The sequence below is a fragment of the Chryseobacterium sp. MYb328 genome (assembly GCF_037572595.1).
Lineage (GTDB): Bacteria > Bacteroidota > Bacteroidia > Flavobacteriales > Weeksellaceae > Chryseobacterium > Chryseobacterium pennae.
This window is the reverse complement of sequence record NZ_JBBGZQ010000001.1, coordinates 411,445-433,226: the sequence shown is the minus strand read 5'-3', so window position 1 is coordinate 433,226 and position 21,782 is coordinate 411,445. Positions and strand designations below refer to the sequence as shown.

The window sequence follows — 21,782 nt, the reverse complement described above, 5'->3', positions numbered from 1 at the left end:
TTAGGCAGAAAAACTATTAAAAACTTTATTTATCATTTTTTTATTACTTTAAATTTATATTTTTTATGAGATTTATAAAAGCCTATTTGTAAATTTGCCTGTTAAAATTTTAAAGAAGATAGGACATGCATAAATTAGCGCTTTTCAGATTGCACTTAATCGTATTTTTATGGGGCTTCACTGCAATTTTAGGAAAACTAATTCATGCCAATGCTCAGATCCTTGTATTTTACAGAATGTTGTTTGCTGCTGTCTTTCTTTTCGTATTCATCAGGATATATAAAAAAGAGAGTATTAAGGTCTCCAAAAAAATATTCTTTCAACTGGCGGCGATTGGGTTTGCTATGGCGCTCCATTGGTATTGTTTCTTTTATTCCATCAAGGTTTCCAATGTTTCTATTGCTTTAAGCTGTCTTTCATTATCTACGCTTTTTGCTTCTATTTTGGAGCCTGTTATTTTTAAAAGGAAGATTGATATTTCAGAAGTGGTGATGGGAGTGGTTATTGTGTCTTGCATTCTATTGATCTTTAAAACAGAATTCCAATATAAGGAAGGGATTATCTATGGTGTTTTCTGCGCTATTTTTGGGACAATATTTTCTGTTTTTAATGGCAAAATGTTTGGGAAAACAAGTTCCGGGAATATTATATTTTATGAAATATTCTGTGGTTGGTTTATTTTAATGTTATTTTATTTGTTTTCAGGGCAAATTTTTCAAATGAATGAAATAAACTATCGTGATATGGCGTTAATATGTTTGTTGGCCAGTGTTTTTACTGCATTTCCGATGCTGGAATCAGTGAATTTAATGAAATACATTTCACCTTTTAGTCTAATTTTAACAGTTAATTTAGAACCGGTTTACGGAATTATACTAGCTTTTTTTATCTTTGGGGAATCAGAACATATGAGCCCGATATTTTATATTGCCTCAGGAGTTATGATACTGGCAATCATTGCAAATGGATTAATAAAGTCCAGAAAAACTAAAAACTTTAACTAGCATCAATATTAAATGATGAAAAAATATTTTTTACTTGCATTTTCACTGCTCTATGGGCTGTCTCAATCTCAGATTATCAGGAAGTATTCCAATGAATTCTTAAATATCGGAGCGGGTGCCCGAGGACTGGCAATGGGGGGAGCTGTAATATCCAACCAGGATGATGTGTATTCACCTATGTGGAACCCGGCAGGTTTGATGTCTATAGATAAAGACTGGCAGGGAGCTGCAATGCACGCCGAATACTTTGAGTCTATAGCCAAATACGATTATTTAGCTTACGCAAGGGTCATGGAAGAAGGCGTTTTTGGAGTTTCAGTAGTGAGGCTTGGGGTAGATAATATTTTGAATACAACCCAGATGATTGATGCGGAAGGGAATATTGATTATGATAAAATCACAAAATTCTCCCAGTCTGATTATGCAGCGATACTTTCATATGCATTCCACCCTGGAGGAAATCCAAATCTTGATGTAGGGGTGAATGCTAAAATTGTCTATAGAAATGTAGGGAAATTTGCCAGTGGATATGGTTTTGGGTTTGACGTGGGAGCAATTTATAAAGGTGAAAACGGCTGGAAGTTTGGAGGAATGGTAAGAGATATCACAACTACGGTTAACTTTTGGAGTATTAACCAGAAAGAATTATCAACCGTTGTGAATGGAGAGGAATTCAACCCTGCACCTAAAGATAAGATGGAACTTACGATGCCTAAACTTAATGTAGGAGCAAGTAAATTATTTGAAATCAACAGCAGTCTTTATGTATTGCCGGAAGCTGGGCTTAATGTGGATTTTGCTAAGACGGCTTCTCTTATTTCAAGTGATTTTGCAAGTATCAGCCCTTATGCCGGAGCTGAATTAGGCTATCAGAAAATGATTTTTGTGAGATTGGGGATCAATAGGTTCCAATCTATTACAGATATAGAAGATTTAAAAAGAAAAGTTTCTTTCCAGCCAAGTGCGGGGATCGGGATCAAATATAGAGGACTAACCCTGGATTATGCGATTACAAATTCAGGTATTGGCGGATCTAATTTCTATTCCAATTTCTTCTCGCTTAAACTGGATATGGGAGCATTCAGAAATGATTAAAATGAAGGTATGAAAAAATTATCGATATTGATGTTGGCAATTTGCTCAACGGCTGTTTTTGGACAGAATGTTTCAGATTATAAATATGTATCTATTCCTGACAAATTTACAAGTTTCAAAGGAGATAGTTATGGTTTGGAAGCTGCTTTAGCAAAAGCATTAAAAAGTAAAAAGTATACAATTTTATCTACCAGTAAAGAGCAATGGCCATGGGAAGCTAAGGACAATTCCTGTAATGTACTGAATGCAGACGTGCAGGCTATTAAAAGTTTTTTTACAAATAAATTAAAGATTGAGTTTAAAGATTGCAACAATAAGGTCCTTTTTGAGTCCAAAGGAAGTTCAGATATAAAAGAGTTTCAAGAGGGATTGGCAGATGCTCTAAAGCAGGCTTTAATAAGCGTTGGCCCATCTAATCCTGTTCAGATTGCAGCTCAAGAATCAACCCCTTCAGTTGCTTCAGCTGCGGATAATTATTCTAATGGGAAAGTAGAAGTACAGAAGATACAGATTGATGACAATCAGTTTATTCTGGCTAAATCAGGCAGCGCTTTACCATTTGCTATTTTTAAAACTACATCAAAAAAAGATGTATTTATCGTAAAGCTTTCTGATAATACGACTACAGTAACAATTGGATATTTTGAAAATGGAGATATTGTAATTGATATACCTAAGGCTGACGGAAGATATACTAAAGAAGTTTTCAGGAGAAAATAAATAATATAATACATTTATTTAAAAAAGGCTATCTCTTTTGAGACAGCCTCTTTTATGTTCATATATGATGATGTGTTTTCTTTAAATGAGCTAGTAAGTAAATTCTTATGTATAGTTTTTGTTAACTTGTACTAATTTATGAAAAATATTATAAATAATGTTAATTTATAGGAAATATTTTATTAATTTATGTTTACGACTTTATTATTTCCTGTGTTTATGGTGCTTTAGTGTTATGTTGTCTTATTTTGAGATAATAATATTCAACATATAGTAAACCATCTTAATCAATACTACTAATAATCTAAAAAGACCATTTCAACTAGTGAAACGGTCTTCCCTTATTAGAAATTGGATATTTTTATTTTTTTATGAATTTAAAAACCTGCGATCCTTTGGTGTTCTTTATTTTAGCTGTGTAAGTACCTGGAATTAGATTTGAAAGTTTAATGGAGACATTTTTTTTATTCAATAAAAAATCATTTTTTATAAGTTTCCCATTGAAATCATAAATTTCAACTGATTGTATAGTCTGAGTGTCTTCAATAGTCAGGATATCGGAAACCGGATTAGGGTAGATTTTGGTTTCTGATAAAGATATTTCCTTTGTAGAAAGAGTCTGTGTAATAGTTACAGTGTAATCGACCCAATTTCCAAAACCATAAGTACCACAAGGTGATTGAGCAGGGTTTCCATCTCCGGAATTGGCTAAACGATTCCATATTCTCATTCTGTAATTTCCTGGGCTTAATGATGGAATTGAAAAGGTATCACTATAAGTAGGCTGTGGTATTGCAATATAGTCTGGCAAAAATAATACTTCGCCAGCGTCATCAAAATTGCCATTTTGATTGAAGTCTATTGCCATTCCACAAGAAACCCAACCCGTCGTACTAACATTTATACCGTAAGTAGTGTTTGGATTCATGTTAATAATAGTAGAAGTCTTATTTCTTAAAGTATTACAATCTCCTGTAAAAGACGAGTCATTGAAATTAGCTTGTGGGATTGTTACTTTAGTTACTTTCCAGTCTCCACATCCACTAGTATAAGTTGGATTGCAATATGTTTGTCCATTGACAAAACTGAAGCCCGATAAAAGGTATGCAAATAGAATTGCAGAAAATAAGTGTGTTTTCATAATTGTGATTTTTTAATTAATACCAAATGTAAGAAAAAAGATATTAAATCACTAATATGTGAATTTATTGAATTGCATTTATCATTTTACACGAACTATTTGTTAAAAAAATCTAATTTTGTTAACAGTTTTTTTTAATATTCTAATTTATCTTGGATTTTATTTTCTAATCTTTTTGCTTGTTTAGAACAAAAATGAGCCAATTAATGTGTTGATTTTTAGTAATAAGTGATTGATGTTTGGAAAATACTAAATTGAATTGAAAAATTCCCAGATGACCCTAGCTTTACTTTTTCCCAGAATTTCTTCCAAAGTTTCCAGATTAGATTCTTTTATTCTTTTAACAGATTTCAATTTTGATAACAGAAGTTCAATCGTTTTTTCACCAACTCCCGGAATCTCCTCCAATTCAGATTTTATAGTGGAGTTTTTTCTTCTTGTTCTGTGATGTTTTACTCCAAAACGGTGGGCTTCATCTCGGACTCTTTGCAGGATTTTTAACGTTTCAGACTTTTTATCAAGATATAATGGAATAGGATCTTCCGGGAAGAAAATCTCTTCAAGCCTTTTAGCAATTCCTACTATGGTAATTTTTCCGTACAATCCCAATAATCTAAGACTTTTAACTGCAGAGGATAATTGTCCCTTCCCACCATCAATAAGGATCAGTTGCGGAAGACTTTCACCTTCATCCAGCATTCTTTTGTACCGGCGGTAGATTACTTCCTCCATTGTAGCAAAATCGTTGGGCCCTTCTACAGTTTTAGGGTGAAAAATTCTATAATCTGCTTTGCTGGGTTTACCATCTTTAAAAACTACACAGGCAGAAACAGGATTGGTTCCCTGGATATTCGAATTATCAAACCCTTCAATATGGCGTGGCTCTACAGGCATTCTGAGAAGTTTCTGCATTTCAGCCATAATTCTGTTAGTATGCCTTTCCGGATCAATAATCTGAACCTGTTTTAATTTTTCCAGACGATATTCCTTTGCATTTTTTTCAGAAAGCTCTACAATTCTTTTTTTATCTCCAACTTTAGGAACAATCAGCTTCACATTAGGAATTTCTAAAGACAAGTGGAAAGGGAGAAGAACTTCTTTTGAATCAGATCCGAATTTCTGGCGGATTTCGATTAAAGCTTCTTCCATAATATCCTCATCAGACTCTTCAAGGATCTTTTTGATCTCCGTTGTAAAACTCTGAATGATATTTCCGTTTCTGATTTTAAAGAAATTAACATAAGCAGCCGTTTCATCACTGGTCATACCAAAGACATCCACATCATCAATGTTTGGATTTACTACAGTGTTTTTAGCCTGATAATCTTCCAGAATATCCAGTCTTTCTTTAATGATCTGAGCATCTTCAAACTGAAGGTCGGAGGCCAGTTTCATCATCTGGTTCACCAGATATTCTTTTGCTTTCCGGAAATCTCCTTTTACAATTCCGCGGATGGCATCTATCTTTTCATCATATTCTTCCTTGCTTTCAAGGTCTTCACAAGGTCCTTCACAGTTTTTAATATGATACTCCAGGCAGACTTTATACTTGCCATCTGCAATTTTAGCAGGAGAAAGATTCAGGTTACAGGTTCTGAGTTTATAGATATGTTTGATTGTGTCCAGTAATATTTTTGCAGGACGTACCTTAGCATAAGGGCCATAATATTCGGAACCATCTTTAATCTTATTTCTGGTTAGAAAAATTCTGGGAAAATCCTCATTCTTAATACAGATCCATGGATAGGTTTTATCATCCTTCAGCATTACATTATAAAACGGCTGATGTTCTTTGATCAGATTGTTTTCCAGTAAAAGAGCATCATATTCACTGTTTACAATGGTGGTTTCCAGTCGCTGGATCTTACTGACCATAATTTTGATCCTATATCCTGAAAGGTTTTTATTGAAGTAAGAAAGAACCCTCTTCTTTAAGTTTTTAGCTTTTCCTACATACAATAGCTGTTCGTTTTTATCATAATAACGATAAACGCCAGGTTCGGAGGGTAAAGTTTTGAGCTGTAGTTCTAAAGAAGGATTCATGTAACAAAATTAAGGATTCTTTCTGTTTAAAAAGAAGAAAACCTGCAGAATACACTACAGGTTTTTAAATTTTATATTGAATACTATTTATCCGTTACTCATATCAGTATAAGCATTTACCAGAAAGCTGAAATAATCCCATTCAACCGAATTTTTAGGATAAAGTTTCATGAATTCTTTATTATCCCCGAAAAGAAAATCATAATTATCTTCAAAATCATCCTTATGAAGCCACATTACTTTATCTCCTTTCTTTACATAATAAGATTTGATAACGCCACCGCCTAGTTGAGGGCTTCCCATTACAGAAAATCCGCCTGTTTCTTTGGCTCTCGGATCATGATATACAGAAATGATATTATCGAAATCAGGATTAATTACCTGCATCAGGAATTCTTTGTCATCTTTTTTATTTTTCAAAGAAACGGTTTGGTTGACAAAATATATCCTGTCATTGTTGGTTCTCTTGGTAAGTTTCTTTGTGCTATAATTTCTGATATTGCCCATATACCGTGAAACTTTCATTATTTTTTCTGCATTGCTTGGATACACATACATTTCACCAATCTGGTCTGCATTGAAATTGGCTGTTTTCTTTGTAATACTGTCTTTAATAGCTACTTCGTAAATCTGTCCCTTTTTTGTTTCAATTTTATTACAGAATCCTTTGTGTGAACTACCGTCTTTGAGAATAATAGTGGATGTTTTCTTAGGAGAAGGAGCATTAAATCCTTCATTGAAAAGGTAAGTCTCCATTTTTTTGATGTCTTCCTTCGAATATTTTATTTTCTGGGCGAAGGAAGTGGTTCCTGCAACGCATAATGCAAACAGTAAAGTTTTCAGTCTCATGTATTATAGTTTTTAATTTCGTGAGTAAAAATAACAAATTAATTCACTACTTTAAATAAAAATATAGAACAGTGAGATTTAGTTTCTCCAATTATTGTTAAATGCGTAATTTTAAGAAAATTTTTTAGAAATGATATACGGAGTAGATGCTTTTACTTTCCATGATGTTCTGGAAATATGTAAAAAACCTAATAAAGCCAAGCTGAACAAAGCAGCTAAAGAACAAATTTTAAAATCTCAGAGAAACGTACAGCAAATAGTAGAATCAGATAGATGTGTATACGGTATCAATACAGGTTTCGGGCCGTTGTGTGATACTAAAATATCAGCTGATGAAACAGCACAGTTACAGTATAACCTGATTATTTCTCATGCAGTAGGGGTAGGAAAACCCATTGAAAAAGAGCTTTCAAAAATCATGATCATCGCAAAAGTTCATGCATTATCAAAAGGATTTTCAGGAGTTTCTCTTGAAGTTATCGAGAGATTGATCCTGATGCTTGAAAAAGACATTATTCCGGTAGTTCCTGAACAGGGATCTGTTGGAGCGTCAGGAGATCTGGCTCCTCTGGCCCATTTGGTATTGCCTTTATTAGGGCTTGGACAGGTTTGGGAAGGTGATACAGTTTCTGAAACGATGGAAGTGCTGGAAAAACATAATCTTGATCCATTGGTTTTAGGACCAAAAGAAGGGCTAGGATTAATCAACGGTACACAGTTTATTTTAGCGCATTCTATCAAGGGACTTGAGAAGTTTGAATATCTGTTAGACCTTGCCGATATGACGGCTGCAATGAGTATTGAAGCCTACAGAGGTTCTGAAAGTCCTTTCAAAAAAGAGCTTCACGAAATCAGACCGTTCGAAGGAAGCAAGAAAGTGGCAGCAAGAATGCTTAAGTTCCTGAAAGGTTCAGAGAACATGAAAGCTCACGAAGACTGCGAAAGAGTTCAGGATCCATATTCCATGAGATGTGTGCCACAGGTTCATGGAGCGAGCAGAAATGCTTTTGAACATCTTAGAAGCATGGCAGAAACAGAATTAAACTCTGTGACAGATAATCCAATTGTATTAAGTGCTGAGGAATCTATCTCAGGAGGTAACTTCCATGGTCAGCTAATGGCTTTACCTTTAGATTACGCAACCCTTGCCGTAGCAGAATTAGGAAATATTTCAGACAGAAGAAGTTATTTATTGCTTGAAGGTAAATATGGACTTCCAAGATTATTAACGGAAAGCTCAGGATTGAATTCAGGATTTATGATTCCTCAATATACTTCTGCAGCTTTGGTAACAGAGAATAAAACATTATGTTTCCCGGCATCTGCAGACTCTATTCCTACAAGTTTAGGACAGGAAGACCACGTTTCCATGGGAAGTATTTCAGGAAGAAAATTCAATCAGGTTCTTGGAAATCTGGTGAATATTCTGTCTGTTGAATTAATGTTTGCTGCTCAGGGACTAGAATTCAGAAGGCCATCGAAATGTTCTAAGATCATAGAAGAAAACTACACAATTCTTCGTTCAAAAGTGGCAAAACTTGAAGATGACAGACTGATTGGTCAGGATATGCTGGCCATTGCAGAGCTTATCAAAGAAAGAAAGTTTGTTGTCAACTAATCAACATACAAATGAAAGGCTCCCGAATGGGAGCTTTTTTGTTTTCAGAATCATTTAATTTTTAACCAATATAAACATGATCATACACAGAACAGATTCTACTTCTTTAGATTTTCAAACCCTTGTAAAATATCTTGATGCCAATCTTGCAGAGCATAATGGTGATAATGATGCATTTTTTGCTCAGTTTAATACGATTGATAGGATTAAAAACTGTATTGTTGTTTACATTGATGAAGTTCCGGCAGCATGCGGTGCTTTCAAGGAACTTTCCGATGACACTGTTGAGATCAAAAGAATGTTTACAAGTCCAGAATTCAGGAAAAGAGGATTAGGTTCCACCATCGTGAAAGAACTTGAAAGCTGGGCTAAAGAAATAGGTTATAAAAAGGCTGTCCTTGAAACTTCCCGGGACTTAATGAATGCTATTTCCGTTTATGAAAAAAGCGGATTCCAGCAGATTCCAAATTATGGACAGTACATTGGTGTGGATAGCAGTGTTTGCTATGAAAAAAAGCTGAGATAAGAAAATCTGAAGTTTGGATTCAGGATGGCAAATCAAAGATTTTAAGATTTTATGGGATGGTAAGACCTGCATCGCTTTCCTTACCTGTATTAATTAAAATATACCCATTTATTATAAGGCAATTAATATTCATATAATGCTAAATTCATTTTTTAAAAACTTTTAATTCTCATGAAAGTGTTATATTGTGATTCCAATCAAAATTATAACATATGAAAAAAAGTGTATTTTTCCTGGCATTATTTTTTGCCTTAAACTCCTGTACACAGGAAGAATTGCGGAATGAAAATCCCAATATTGAAATCTCTCAGAAAACTCCATTAACGGGAAAGCAAATCAATGAAAGGATCAACCAGGCCATTAAAAATGAAGGTACTTTCAATTGGAGAAATGAATCTGATCACTTCCTTTGGAGTGCTGTTTTCCGTGGTAACAGAATGGTATCTATTGGATTTGGTTCATCCAAAGATGATTTTGACAGAAGTAAATCCTCAGATAACAAAAATATGGAGGAAGAGATTTTAAATATGATTGCAAAATCTGAGGGAATAGGATCTGCAAGATTTCTTTTGAATTCCGACAAGTATCTTAACCAAATAGATGTCACCATCGAAAAAGAAGAAACGATAACAGCTCTTCGTCAGATGAAAACCATCCGATATGTAGAGCCTGCAGACTATCATTATTTTGAAAACGAAGTTAAGTACAACACTAATGCAAAATCTTCTGGCAGCGGATCTTCAGGATGTGGCTTTTCGACAGCAACTTTAAGTACTGTAGATTATACTTCTACGACGCCAAGTGCAAAAATTCCATGGGCATTTGCCAAGCATAATATCCCTGATGCCTGGAACTACAGTACAGGAGCAGGAGTTACCATTGGTCTTATTGATACGGGAGTTTCTCCAGATCAGTCCTTACTTGGATCCAGTTTTAATAATGGTGCTTCATCCGGGAGAACAATCAGTAAGTATGGGGTATATAATAGTGATGGTTCATCAGATCAGTGTGGACACGGAACCAAAATGGCTTCTGTAATGACCGCCCCAAGAAACAATGCAGGACTTCCTGTAGGAGTAGCCTATAATGCTAATCTTATCGCTTACCGAGCGGCAGAAAATGTTGTATTGGAAACCTCCAGTGAACAAAACGGGGTGAAAACTGCGTTTACAGAATTAGGAAATAATACCAGTGTAAAGATCATCTCTATGTCAATGGGACATATTTTTTCAGTAGGAAAAATTGAGGATGGAGTAAAATATGCTTATGCCAGAGGAAAACTTATTTTCTGTGCAGGAGGAACTTCTACGAGCTTTACGAATTTTGTCGGAGTTATTTTCCCGGCTTCAATGTCAGAGACACAGGCTATAACAGGAGTAAAAGAGGGAACGTCCAATCAAAAATGTGATGTTTGCCACTCCGGAAGCCAGATTGATTTTACCTTCCAGATGGAAAGGGCATCGGGAAATACTGTTCCTGTTTTAAGTTATTACAACGGACAGGCTGATTATGTGGGCGGATCTTCCGTGGCTACAGCTGCCACAGCAGGAATTGCAGCTTTGGTTTGGGCTAAAAATCCATCATGGACAAGAGATCAGGTGCTTAATAAAATGAGACAGTCTGCAACCTATTATCCAACTGTTAATTCAAGTTATGGCTATGGAAACATCAATGTTTTAAAGGCAGTACAATAAATAATAATCATGTAACAAAGAAAAGGAAGCATCTCGGCTGAGGTGCTTCCTTTTTTATTGTAATATTAAGTTATCCAATCCTTAGGCTCGTCATACTCAGAGAACCTCCTATAAGTTCATCATTAAATAAAGACAGTTCTTCAGCCTGATTTTTCAATCCTAAAGTATAGACCAGCGGAAGATAATGATCAGGAGTAGGCACTGCATACTGTAAAGAAGTTCCCTGTTTCTGATAATCAATAATATTCTGGAAGTTCCCATCCAGAAGCCAGTTATTGGTTTTCTCCCGAGCTTCTATGGCCCAGTCCCAGCCAGCACCTACAGTATTGATATTCTTCCAGTCGATCATACGTAGATTATGAACAATATTTCCACTTCCTATAATCAGAATTCCCTTTTCACGAAGTTTATTCAGTCTTTTAGCAAGGTCGTAGTGATATTGCGGAGGTTTGGTGTAATCAATGCTTAATTGAATTACCGGAATATCTGCGTCAGGATATAAATGTCTGATAACAGACCATGCACCGTGATCCAATCCCCAGTTATGATCTTCTTCTACCTCTGCAGGAAGTAAAAGTTCAGCAGTTTCTCTGGCAAGCTCCGGACTTCCGGGAGCAGGATACTGCACTTCAAACAATTCTTTTGGGAATCCGTAAAAGTCATGAATCGTTTTAGGCATTTCCATTGCAGTCACAAATGTTCCGGGAGTATACCAATGGGCAGAAATACATAAAATAGCATTAGGCTTTGGAATTTCACTTGCTGTTTTTCTGAATCCCTGTACAAACTGATTTTCTTCAATAGCATTCATTGGTGAGCCGTGTCCAAGAAATAAAACCGGCATTCTTTGCGTATTGTTGAAACTGTCACTTATATTTTGAAGATCGTTGAGGTTCATAAGTATTGAATATTAATAAAAAATAAAAAGGTTCAAGGCTTTTTTAGTAAAATCCCTGAACCCTTTAAAAAGTATGTTATAAATTAAGCTTGTTTTACAAACTGTAATTCACCAGCGATTTTTACATCATCACTTACCATTACCCCTCCTGCTTCAAGAGCTGCATTCCAGTTCAATCCGAAATCTTTTCTGCTGATTTTTCCTTCAAAAGAGAAACCTGCTTTTGTATTTCCCCATGGATCAACATTGATTCCTCCAAAGTCTACATCTAATGTTACCGGTTTTGTAATTCCGTTGATGGTAATATTTCCAACCACTTCATTGTTCAGGTTCTGAGATTCAAAAGTGATAGTCGGGTGAGCTTCAGCATTGAAGAACTCAGCAGACTTTAAGTGATTATCTCTGTCAGTATTGTTCGTAAATACTGAGTCAGTCTGGATGGTAGCTGTAGTTTTTGCGTTTGCGAAGAATTCATCTTCAGATTCAATTTCAGCAGTGAAAGTTCTGAAGCTTCCTTTTACGTTAGAAATCATCATGTGTTTTACTTTGAAAGTAATTTCACTATGTGTTGGGTCTAAGGTCCATTTTGTTGCCATTGTAATTTTGTATTTTTTGTTATTATTAATGATGCAAATTTAGAACAGGGAGCATATACAAGTCATTGATATAGGATAAGAAATGATTTTTATTACATTTACTCTTTCTTATATCTATTCAATTTTAATGTTCTCAACAATTTTAGCACAGATAAATCTTGCGCTTTTGTGCTTACCCAATAAACCTCACAAAATTCTACTATTAAGGTAAGAAATAATTTTTATCAATTCATTAATTACATTTTATGAATGTTTTATTTTAACGTTTCTTAACGGATGATTTTTATTTCTTATTTTTGACGAATTCAATTTTATACAATGAAATTACATACATATTCTTTATTGATGCTTGTTTTGGGGAGCTCAGCATTTGCCCAGACACAGAAGTTTACGATGGCGGAGGCTGTTAATGGAATACGGACCAATCTGGCGGTGAAAAATATTTCACAGTTTTCATGGTCTGCAGACGGAAAATCGTATATACAGGCTGTAAAAGGTGGGTATCTTACTACAGATTTAAAAACCAATAAACAGGATACTCTGATATCTCTTACACAGTTGAACAGACAGTTTGCAGATAATAAACTGAAATCTGTTCCTCCTATTAAATTTACGGGAACAGCTAATGGATATTTCAACACAGGAGGTAAAATGTTCTGGATTGAAAAATCAGGAAACGATTGGAAAGTAAAGAATTCAGCAAAGATAGATCTTGATGCTGCGAATGTAAAAATGTTTGGGGACAGACAGACTTTTGCTTTTACTGCAAAGAATAATTTATTTGTGAATAAAAATGGGAAAACTATAGCAATAACCAATGAAGCCAATGAAAATATCATCAGTGGACAAGCTGTTCACAGAAATGAATTTGGAATTGATACAGGAATTTTCCCGGCACCGAATTCTGAAAGTGTAGCATTCTACAAAATGGATCAGTCGATGGTTGCAGACTATCCGGTTATTGACTGGTCAGTAACACCAGCGGTAAACCACAACATCAAATATCCAATGGCTGGGCAAACGTCCCACCAGGTAACATTAGGAATTTTCAATATTAAAACTCAGGAAACAACTTTCCTGAAAGTGGATGGCGAAAAAGATCAATATCTGACAGCTGTCACCTGGAGTCCTGATTCAAAATATATTTTTGTTGCCGTATTGAACAGGGGACAGAATCACATGAAGATGAACCAGTATGATGCTGTCACGGGAACATTGGTGAAAACCTTATTTGAAGAAACAGACAGCAAATATGTTGAACCACAGCATCCGCTTACCTTCTTCCCGAATTCAAATACAGATTTCATCTGGCAGAGTCAGAGAACGGGTTATAATCATTTATTCCACTATAACCTTGAAAAAGGATTGGTCGCTCAGATCACAAAAGGAGACTGGCTGGTAACCGATATCTTAGGATTTAATGAAAAGAAAAAAGAAATATTCTTTACCTCTACAAAAGAGACTCCTTTAGAAAGACATTTATATAAGATCAATTGGGCAAACTTCAAAATGGAAAGATTAGATACCACTGAAGGAATGCACTCCGGAGTTTTGAGTAGCGATGGGAATTACTTATATGACACTTACAGCAATGCCAATACTCCAAGAGTAGGAAACATTATCAATACATCAAACTTAAAATCTACCAATATTCTTACCTCTGAAAATACATTAAAGAATTATCAGAGACCAGAAATTAAAAATGTAGAATTGAAAGCAGATGACGGAACTCCTTTATATGGAAAGATCATCCTGCCAACGAATTTTGATCCGAATAAAAAATATCCAACCATCGTGTACCTGTATAACGGGCCACATTTACAGTTAATTACAAACAGTTTTCCGTCATCCGGAAATCTTTGGTATGAATATATGGCTCAGAACGGATACATTATTTTCACCATGGACGGAAGGGGTTCTGCCAACCGTGGAATGAAGTTTGAACAGGCTGTTTTCAGAAATCTAGGAACCACTGAGATGGATGATCAGATGAAAGGAGTAGACTACCTGAAATCTCTTCCTTATGTAGATGGAGAAAGAATGGGAATTCACGGATGGAGTTTCGGAGGATTTATGACTACAAGCTTTATGCTTCGTAAACCGGATGTATTCAAAGTAGGAGTAGCTGGTGGACCGGTAATTGAATGGAATATGTATGAAATCATGTATGGAGAAAGATATATGGATACACCACAGGAAAACCCGGAAGGATATGCAAAAGCTAACCTTTTAGATAAAGTTCAGAACCTGAAAGGAAAACTATTGATGATCCATGGTGCACAGGATGATGTAGTGGTATGGCAGCATTCTATTAAATTCGTTAAGTCAGCAGTGGATAATGGAGTTCAGTTAGATTACTTTGCTTATCCGGGACATCCACATAATGTGATTGGAAAAGACAGAGTTCACTTAATGCAGAAAATCACAAATTACTTTGATTTGTATCTGAAAAAATAATATCAAAGTCCAGCCATTCCGGCTGGACTTTTTTGTTGGTGTATTAGTTGGAAGCGCAAGGGTACAAAGAATATTTGCTATGATACTGTTATAAGGTGCAAGGATTTTACCTACGATAAAATTGTATACAGCTAAATAATTGCCACGAATTCACGAATAAATTCATTTGTGCATCTGTGGCAAAAAAAATACATCGTTCTTGTTGAAAACCTTTGATTTTCTTGCGCCTTAAAAACAGCATAATCTTTAATCACTTTGTGCCCTTGCGTTGTCTAATATCATAAAAAATTATCAGCGTTTAAAGCATATTATCGATCTTATCAAAGATCAATGCATCTCACATTTTATAGCTGTACTTTTGTATAACTAAAAACAACAATATGGAATTAGGAATTGGAATGTTCGGAGATTTAGCTTTCGATCAGTCAACTGGAAAATATAGAGATGCAGGAACCAAGCTTCATGAAATCCTGGAGCAGGTGAAATTCATGGATGAGGTAGGAATAGATGTATTTGCTATGGGAGAGCATCATCGTCCTGATTATGCTGTTTCTTCACCGGAAATAGTATTGGCGGCAGCGGCAAGCATTACAAAAAATATAAAACTGGCGAGTGGAGTTACTGTTTTAAGTTCTTCAGAACCGGTAAAAGTGTATGAAGATTTTTCAACATTGGATTTAATTTCAAATGGAAGAGCCGAAATATTTGTTGGACGTGGAAGCTTCATTGAGTCATTTCCATTGTATGGCTATTCCTTGAATGATTACGAGGAACTTTTTGATGAGAAACTCGACTTATTATTAAAGATCAACACTGAGGAAAATGTAACTTGGTCTGGAAAACTTCGTGCTCCAATGAACAACCAGACAGTGTATCCAAGAGCAAAAAATGACGGTAAGCTTTCCATCTGGAGAGCCGTAGGAGGAACACCACAATCTGTTTTAAGTGCTGCTCAATTAGGAATGCCATTAGTAGTAGCGATTATTGGCGGAATGCCAATTCAGTTTAAAAATCTGATTGAATTCTACAAACAGGAATATGAGAAAGCAGGACATGATATGTCTAAAATGCAGATTGCAATTCACTCACATACCTTTGTAAGTGATGATCAGAATGTAATAGATGGATATTTCCACAATTATAAGTCTCAGATGGATAGAATAGGGGCTTCCAGAGGGTGGGCTCCTTACACGAAAATGCAGTATGATGGCGGAAGAAGTAAAGATGGTGCTTTATTCATCGGAAGCCCGGCTGAAGTAGCAGATAAAATTGCTTATATGAAAGAGATCTTCGGAATTACCAGATTTATCGGGCATATGGATATTGGTGATCCGGCTCATGATATCATGATGAAGTCTATTGAATTATTTGGAAAAGAAGTAAAACCTGCTGTACAGGGATTATAATAAGAACATTGATATGATTGAGGAGACCCGAAAAGGTCTCCTTTTTTTATTCTGTTTTATATTGCAGGAAATCTTTTAAATATAATAAACAGTTAATCATTTATTAACACCGTAATCTTTTAAACTTCATTTCTTTACGGCGATGAAACAAAGCGATAGCTATTAATGATTGACCTGTCTCTGATCCACCATATGATCCAAAGCCTGTATTATATTGGTAACAAGCAGTTTTCACCTGCTTCCATTTCACTAAGCAGTTTGTTTGGATGTTCCAAAGTCTATGAATGTTCAATATATCTTCGTTATTCTGCTTTTTCAATTGCTTCATGCCTCAATATTCTGGATGTTCTGTTAATCCAGTCATTCCAAAATTTAAACAAAAAACCATGCTTTTAAATAATATTCTATTTTTTTCGGTGGATCCGGATCTCAGTACAGGACTTGTTATAATTTTCATCCTGTGTCTGGTAGCTGTTGTAGCTTTTGAGTTTGTAAATGGTTTTCATGACACAGCCAATGCTGTGGCAACTGTAATTTATACCAAAGCTCTTAAGCCGGTTATTGCAATTCCTTGGTCAGGATTTTGGAATTTTCTTGGCGTTTTTACAGGGGGAATAGCTGTTGCTATGGGAATCTTAAAACTGGTTCCTATGGATACACTCATAACGCTGCCGGTTTCAGTAGGAGCCTCTTTGGTACTTGCTGTTTTACTAGCTTCCATCATTTGGAATCTGGGAACCTGGTATTTAGGTATCCCATGTTCCAGTTCTCATACTCTGATTGGTGCCTTGATTGGTGCCGGTTTAGGGTTTACCTGGTATTATGGAGGAGGAGTAAACTGGCATAAAGCGGAAGAAATCGGGATGTCACTCATTTTATCCCCGATAGTAGGATTTTGCTTAGCGGTTCTGCTGATGTGGTTCTTTAAATATGTAATACGTTATAAATCGCTCTTTCATATTCCGACCGCTGAAAACGATAAACCTCCTTTGGCTATCAGAGCTATTCTAATAATAACATGTACTTTAGTAAGCTTTTTTCATGGGAGTAATGACGGGCAAAAAGGAGTAGGTCTTTTTATGCTGATCCTGATTGCTTTTATGCCTGCTCAATTTGCAATTAATCATGACATTCCTAACGATAAGATTGTTTCTATCCTGAATACAACGGAACATACATTACAGGCGACAGCCAGCCACAATATTCAAAATACAGCTGAATTTAAAACGTTGAATCTGACCATTGAAAATGTAAAAGAAAATCTAATACATAAGAATGAAAGAGACAAAGCAGCCACTTACAAATTCAGAAAGCAGGTTGACAATCTTATTGATTCTTTAAAAAAACTGAATGAAAATAAGGCTATAGTTATTGATGAATCCAACAGGGCGATACTTACCAGCCAGATTAAGGAACTTAAAAAGCTAACCGAATTTGCTCCTCTATGGGTAATTATTATTATCTCTGTATCGCTGGGGCTGGGAACTACTATAGGTTGGAAGAGAATTGCAGTAACCATTGGTGAGAAAATAGGAAACGAACATTTGAATTATGCCCAGGGTGCATCCAGTGAAATTGTTGCAGCATCTACTATCGGTATAAGTACATTTCTGGGATTACCGGTAAGTACCACCCACGTTTTGTCAAGTGGGATTGCCGGTTCCATGGTAGCTTCAGGGGGTAAAAGTAACCTAAATTCGGGAACATTAAAAAGTATTGGCCTTGCCTGGGTACTTACCTTACCGGTTTCTATTGTATTATCTTTACTGTTATTTATATGTTTCCATCTGTTTATTTAGTGACAGATTTTTAATTCGATGATCTTTATTAAAAACAAAAAAAATGAAACAAATATTAGTTGCCTCAGATTTTTCCAATAACGCAGGTAATGCTCTGTTATATGCTCTGTCTCTTGCTAAAACTATCAATATGAAAGTAACGGTACTGAATGCCATTCATCCTACGGAAGGTATTAACAATAGTACATACAATGCCATTTTTATTGAAGATTACTATGCCAGAAAAAGATCAGCTTTGAAAGAATGGACTGAAACCTTCTGTAATAATGACGAATATAAAGACATTCAGATTAAAACTGTGTGTGATGTTGGCTTTTTAAGAAATGTCATTACCAAATACATAGAATATAATGATGTATCGTTTTTAGTAATGGGAATGACGGGAGCTACGGGAATTAAAGGAATTATAGGAAGCAATGCCAGTTTAGCCATTAGTAAAATGCGGATTCCTACATTAATAGTTCCTGCGAAAAGTATACTCCATCAAACACCTGTTATCACTCTGGCTGCTGATTACAAAACCACAAAACTATCCGTAAGGGATATAAAAGCATTGAACCAGATCCTAAAAGTTTCCGATCCTAAGAAGCTGGAAGTCCTCCATATTTCAGATAAAGATACAGCTGCAAGAGCCATAGAAAATGGGGAAAAGAAATTAAAAGATCAGCTTTCTTCTGTGGATATTACCTTTCACTACGTTGAGGATGATAAACCATCTAGCGGAATTATTGATTTCATAGAAACCAATAAAACAGATATCTTATGTCTTGTAAAGCATAATCACAATATTATTTACCGATTGTTTTCCGGAAGTACAGTAGATGAGATCCTGAATAAATCAGTAAAGGCTGTATTGATTCTTCATGCGTAACTTTTTAAACCTGTTTTAGTTTTTAATTATATAATCTCAATAAGGCTTCCTCTTTCCTCGTCTTTGATAATATTCAGAGCCGTAGGAATCTTTTCTTTAAGCTCTTCCACGTGAGAAATAATTCCTACAATTCTATTCTCCTTCATCAGATTGGTAAGGGTTTCAAATACAATATTTACCGACTCGGTATCCTGAGTTCCGAAACCTTCATCAATAAAGAAGAAATTTTTATCAGCCTGAGCATTGGACTGTACACTTTCTGCCAGTGCCAGTGCCAGACTTAAAGATACCTGAAACGCTTGTCCCCCGGAAAGTGTTTTTACACTTCTGCTCCTACCTTCGTTGAGGTAATCTATGATTTCAAAATCATTGTTTTCATTAAGCTGCAGGCTCAGTTGATTTCTTGTCATCCTGTGAAAGCGGGTATTGGCATGGTCACATAGCTGTCTCAGATAAATTGAGGAAACATACTGTACAAAACCGGCACCTTTGAACAGATTCATCATCAGTTTCAGGTTTTCAGAACGTTTTTGAAGTGTTGTGAGTTCTTTCAGGAGTTCTTCTTTTTTCTGAAACTCTTTTTCTAATCTGTCTTTTTCGGCAATCATAGTCACCACAGTATCATTGATCTGTTTCAATTCTGTCTGAGTCTCACCAAACTGTTTTTCAGCCAATGAAAACTGTTCGTCATCAAAAGAAAGTCCTTTCAATTTCAATTCCAGGGCTTCGATTATTTTCTTCAGGGTTTCAAAATCAATTTTGAACTGCTGGATTTTAGCTCTTGCCTCCTGGATATTGATTTCCTGCTTCAGAATATTTTCAACCTCATTAAATGCTGTGAAATTATGCTCATTTAAAGCCTTATCAATAGCGTGCTGATTTTCTGCAATATCTTTTTCAAACGCTGTAATCTGCTTTTCAGTTTGACTGACAATTGCTTTCTGTTCCGCAAGTTTAGGGGCAAGATCTTTTTCCTGCTGAGAAGCTTTTTGGTAGTGTTGTTCCGTTTCTGTATTAGATTGTGCTAATTTCATATAAGCCTCTTCAATTTCTGCTACAGTCTTTTGTTCATAACGATCCCATTCCAGAATTTTAAGGTTGGAACGGCTGATATTGATTTCTTTTTGCTTGGTAGCCTCTTCCAGTTTAAAGGTTTCTAAAGCATTTTTATATTTTTCAAGAACCTTGATTTCCTTTTCCAGGGTTTCACGTTCCAGCCTGATCACTTTATCTGTTTCTTCAATCTTCTTTTCCAGAGCGAAAGAATCTGATCGTTTTTTTTCAAAATCATCCTCATGGTCGGAGCTGAACTGTTTCCAGGTAAACAGCTGAAGATGGATTTCCATATCCTTTTGGATCTGTTGAAGAACTTTCTGTTCAGCAATGAGTTGTTCTTCAAATATTTTTTTCCGATCCAGAATTTTTTCAATGGCAGTTTCCTGCTGTTGAAGTTGGTGAACTTCCTGTTCAGTAGTCTCAGTTTTTTTCTGAATATCCTGTAATTCAGTATTTACATCATGAAATTCTACAATATGTGGATGTTCCGGTGAACCACAAAGCGGGCAGGATTCTCCATCATGAAGTTCACTGGCAAAGCGGGAAAGTTCTTTTTGAATCTTCAGATGATCCAGTTTTAGAGAAAGTTCCTTTTTTTGGATTTCCAGGGCTTCTTTCTTATGAGTAAAAGCCGTTTTGAAATTTTCTTCGAGAGCAAAAGGTTTTAATTCCTCAGAAATCAGTTCAACTTGCTTCTGATGTTTTTCAATCTTCTCAATCTGTTCCTGTTGTGTTTTTTTGAAATTTTTCTGTTGAATAAACCAGTTTCCAACACTGGAAAGTAAGGATGTATCAAGCTTTTGCCCTTTTAAAGCATCAATATTTTTAGAAAGTTCAATAATCTTTTTCTGAATAGTATCTCTTTGAATCTCTACTTCAGCTACTTTTTCTGAACCTTTGCGAGTTCTCTCATTAAGCGTTTCGATCTCTTTATAAAACTTTAGAATCTGAACAATAAGATTCAGATCATTTTCCTGGATTCTGGACTGTTCTAAAGCCTTGAACTTTGTTTCCAATGCAGCGAGTTGTTCCTTTACAGCATTAAAAGTAACTTCTGTTTCCTGTAAAGTTTTGATCTGACCTTCTTTTTCACTTCTTTTCTCAGCAATTCCTTTGGAAAGCCTGTTTTTTTCAGAAATCAATGGATTGAAAACTCTGAATGTCCGGTCATACAACTCCGTTTGAGCTTCCAGTGCATCCATCTGAGGTTTCTGTTCAGAAAGTCTGTTGAAGTTTTCTTTGTTTTGTTTTAGACTTTCAAAATCAGATTTTAAATTTTTGAGCTGTTGATAAGTCTGGGAAATTTTTTCAAATGTTTCATTAGCCTGAACCAGTTTTTTCTGTTCTGCTCCTAAAAGATCTTTCTGCTGTTGAATTTTTTCTTCACTGATCTCTTCAAAACCTTTCAATTGTCCTTCAAGTTGGTCAAGCTCTGACCTGTTTTTAGTATTCAAAACCGAAACATTATTCTGCAGATCATATTGCTGAAGGCTGAAAATTTCCTTCATCATATTGGTTCTGTCTGCGGCACCCAATTCAAGAAACTCTTTGAACTGTCCCTGAGGAATAATAATGGTTCTTTTAAAATTGGAATAACTTAAACCAATGATTGTTTCTGCATTGGAATGCTCAAAAGGAATCCACTTCCCATCAATATTTTCATAGAATGCTACAGAATTAGGTTTTACATCATCAAACTTTTTAGAATTTCGTCTGAAATCCCTGGTTGCACGGAAAAGTTTATTTTCATAATTAATAAAATCAAACTCAATATAAGAACTGCTTGATTTTAAATTCATCATATTATATGCTCTTCTGTCACGCATATTCAGACGTTCCGTTTCGCCATATAAAGCAAACGAAATAGCCTCAAGTATGGATGACTTTCCGGAACCCACAGCCCCGAAAATACCGAATAATCCTGCTTCCGTAAGATTTTTGAAATCAATAGTCTGGCGTTCCTGGTAAGAATACAGTCCTTCAACGGTTAATCGAATAGGAATCATAGC

At 35.5% G+C, this 21,782-nt stretch carries 16 protein-coding genes; 10 read left to right on the top strand and 6 right to left on the bottom strand.

Going from position 1 to position 21,782, the window contains the following annotated elements; all coding sequences use genetic code 11:
• Positions 1-125 precede the first annotated feature (125 nt).
• From WH267_RS02120 to WH267_RS02110, 3 genes are read left to right on the top strand one after another with little or no spacing between them, the layout of a single operon-like run.
• A complete protein-coding gene (locus tag WH267_RS02120; protein ID WP_340005214.1) occupies positions 126-1,004 on the top strand; it encodes a DMT family transporter in 879 nt (292 codons plus the stop codon).
• Positions 1,005-1,016: 12 nt separating this feature from the next.
• Positions 1,017-2,099, top strand: coding sequence for a putative type IX sorting system protein PorV2 (locus tag WH267_RS02115; RefSeq protein ID WP_115971686.1), 1,083 nt, complete (start codon positions 1,017-1,019; stop codon positions 2,097-2,099).
• Positions 2,100-2,108: 9 nt separating this feature from the next.
• Positions 2,109-2,819, top strand: coding sequence for a hypothetical protein (locus WH267_RS02110; protein WP_340005210.1), 711 nt, complete (start codon positions 2,109-2,111; stop codon positions 2,817-2,819).
• A gap of 361 nt (positions 2,820-3,180) precedes the next feature.
• On the opposite strand, the gene WH267_RS02105 is transcribed toward WH267_RS02110, so the two are convergent.
• From WH267_RS02105 to WH267_RS02095, 3 genes are all read right to left on the bottom strand, one after another.
• Positions 3,181-3,960 carry a T9SS type A sorting domain-containing protein gene (locus WH267_RS02105; protein WP_340005208.1) on the bottom strand — a complete coding sequence of 260 codons (780 nt, stop codon included), beginning with the start codon at positions 3,958-3,960 and terminating at the stop codon, positions 3,181-3,183.
• 249 nt (positions 3,961-4,209) lie between these two features.
• Positions 4,210-6,003, bottom strand: a complete 1,794-nt coding sequence (gene uvrC / locus WH267_RS02100; RefSeq protein WP_340005206.1) for an excinuclease ABC subunit UvrC — start codon at positions 6,001-6,003, stop codon at positions 4,210-4,212.
• Between the two features lie 87 nt (positions 6,004-6,090).
• Positions 6,091-6,852: a hypothetical protein gene (locus WH267_RS02095; protein ID WP_115971690.1), complete on the bottom strand. Its 762-nt coding sequence runs from the start codon at positions 6,850-6,852 to the stop codon at positions 6,091-6,093.
• Positions 6,853-6,982: 130 nt separating this feature from the next.
• Between WH267_RS02095 and hutH the strand changes: the two genes are divergently transcribed.
• From hutH to WH267_RS02080, 3 genes are all read left to right on the top strand, one after another.
• Positions 6,983-8,470, top strand: coding sequence for a histidine ammonia-lyase (gene hutH / locus WH267_RS02090; protein ID WP_340005202.1), 1,488 nt, complete (start codon positions 6,983-6,985; stop codon positions 8,468-8,470).
• A gap of 76 nt (positions 8,471-8,546) precedes the next feature.
• The gene (locus WH267_RS02085; RefSeq protein ID WP_340005200.1) at positions 8,547-8,996 is read left to right on the top strand and encodes a GNAT family N-acetyltransferase; all 450 of its coding nucleotides are present in this window, start codon (positions 8,547-8,549) and stop codon (positions 8,994-8,996) included.
• Between the two features lie 212 nt (positions 8,997-9,208).
• The gene (locus WH267_RS02080) at positions 9,209-10,690 is read left to right on the top strand and encodes a S8 family peptidase (RefSeq protein ID WP_340005198.1); all 1,482 of its coding nucleotides are present in this window, start codon (positions 9,209-9,211) and stop codon (positions 10,688-10,690) included.
• 70 nt (positions 10,691-10,760) lie between these two features.
• Here WH267_RS02080 and ygiD read toward each other — a convergent pair whose 3' ends face one another.
• Entirely contained in the window at positions 10,761-11,588 is an 828-nt protein-coding gene (ygiD, locus tag WH267_RS02075; protein ID WP_115971694.1) for a 4,5-DOPA dioxygenase extradiol, read from the bottom strand.
• Between the two features lie 83 nt (positions 11,589-11,671).
• Positions 11,672-12,184 (bottom strand): YceI family protein, encoded by a 513-nt coding sequence (locus tag WH267_RS02070; protein WP_115971695.1) that lies wholly within the window; start codon positions 12,182-12,184, stop codon positions 11,672-11,674.
• 318 nt (positions 12,185-12,502) lie between these two features.
• Here WH267_RS02070 and WH267_RS02065 point away from each other — a divergent pair, with 318 nt between their 5' ends.
• The 4 genes from WH267_RS02065 (at position 12,503) to WH267_RS02050 (ending at position 18,717) form a co-directional block, all read left to right on the top strand.
• Positions 12,503-14,641, top strand: a complete 2,139-nt coding sequence (locus WH267_RS02065; protein WP_340005195.1) for a S9 family peptidase — start codon at positions 12,503-12,505, stop codon at positions 14,639-14,641.
• Between the two features lie 380 nt (positions 14,642-15,021).
• A complete protein-coding gene (locus tag WH267_RS02060) occupies positions 15,022-16,047 on the top strand; it encodes an LLM class flavin-dependent oxidoreductase (protein ID WP_340005193.1) in 1,026 nt (341 codons plus the stop codon).
• Between the two features lie 386 nt (positions 16,048-16,433).
• Positions 16,434-17,846: an inorganic phosphate transporter gene (locus WH267_RS02055; RefSeq protein WP_340005191.1), complete on the top strand. Its 1,413-nt coding sequence runs from the start codon at positions 16,434-16,436 to the stop codon at positions 17,844-17,846.
• A 43-nt stretch (positions 17,847-17,889) separates the two neighbouring features.
• The gene (locus WH267_RS02050; protein ID WP_340005189.1) at positions 17,890-18,717 is read left to right on the top strand and encodes a universal stress protein; all 828 of its coding nucleotides are present in this window, start codon (positions 17,890-17,892) and stop codon (positions 18,715-18,717) included.
• A gap of 26 nt (positions 18,718-18,743) precedes the next feature.
• On the opposite strand, the gene WH267_RS02045 is transcribed toward WH267_RS02050, so the two are convergent.
• Positions 18,744-21,779 carry an SMC family ATPase gene (locus tag WH267_RS02045; RefSeq protein WP_340005187.1) on the bottom strand — a complete coding sequence of 1,012 codons (3,036 nt, stop codon included), beginning with the start codon at positions 21,777-21,779 and terminating at the stop codon, positions 18,744-18,746.
• Between the last annotated feature and the right edge of the window lie 3 nt (positions 21,780-21,782).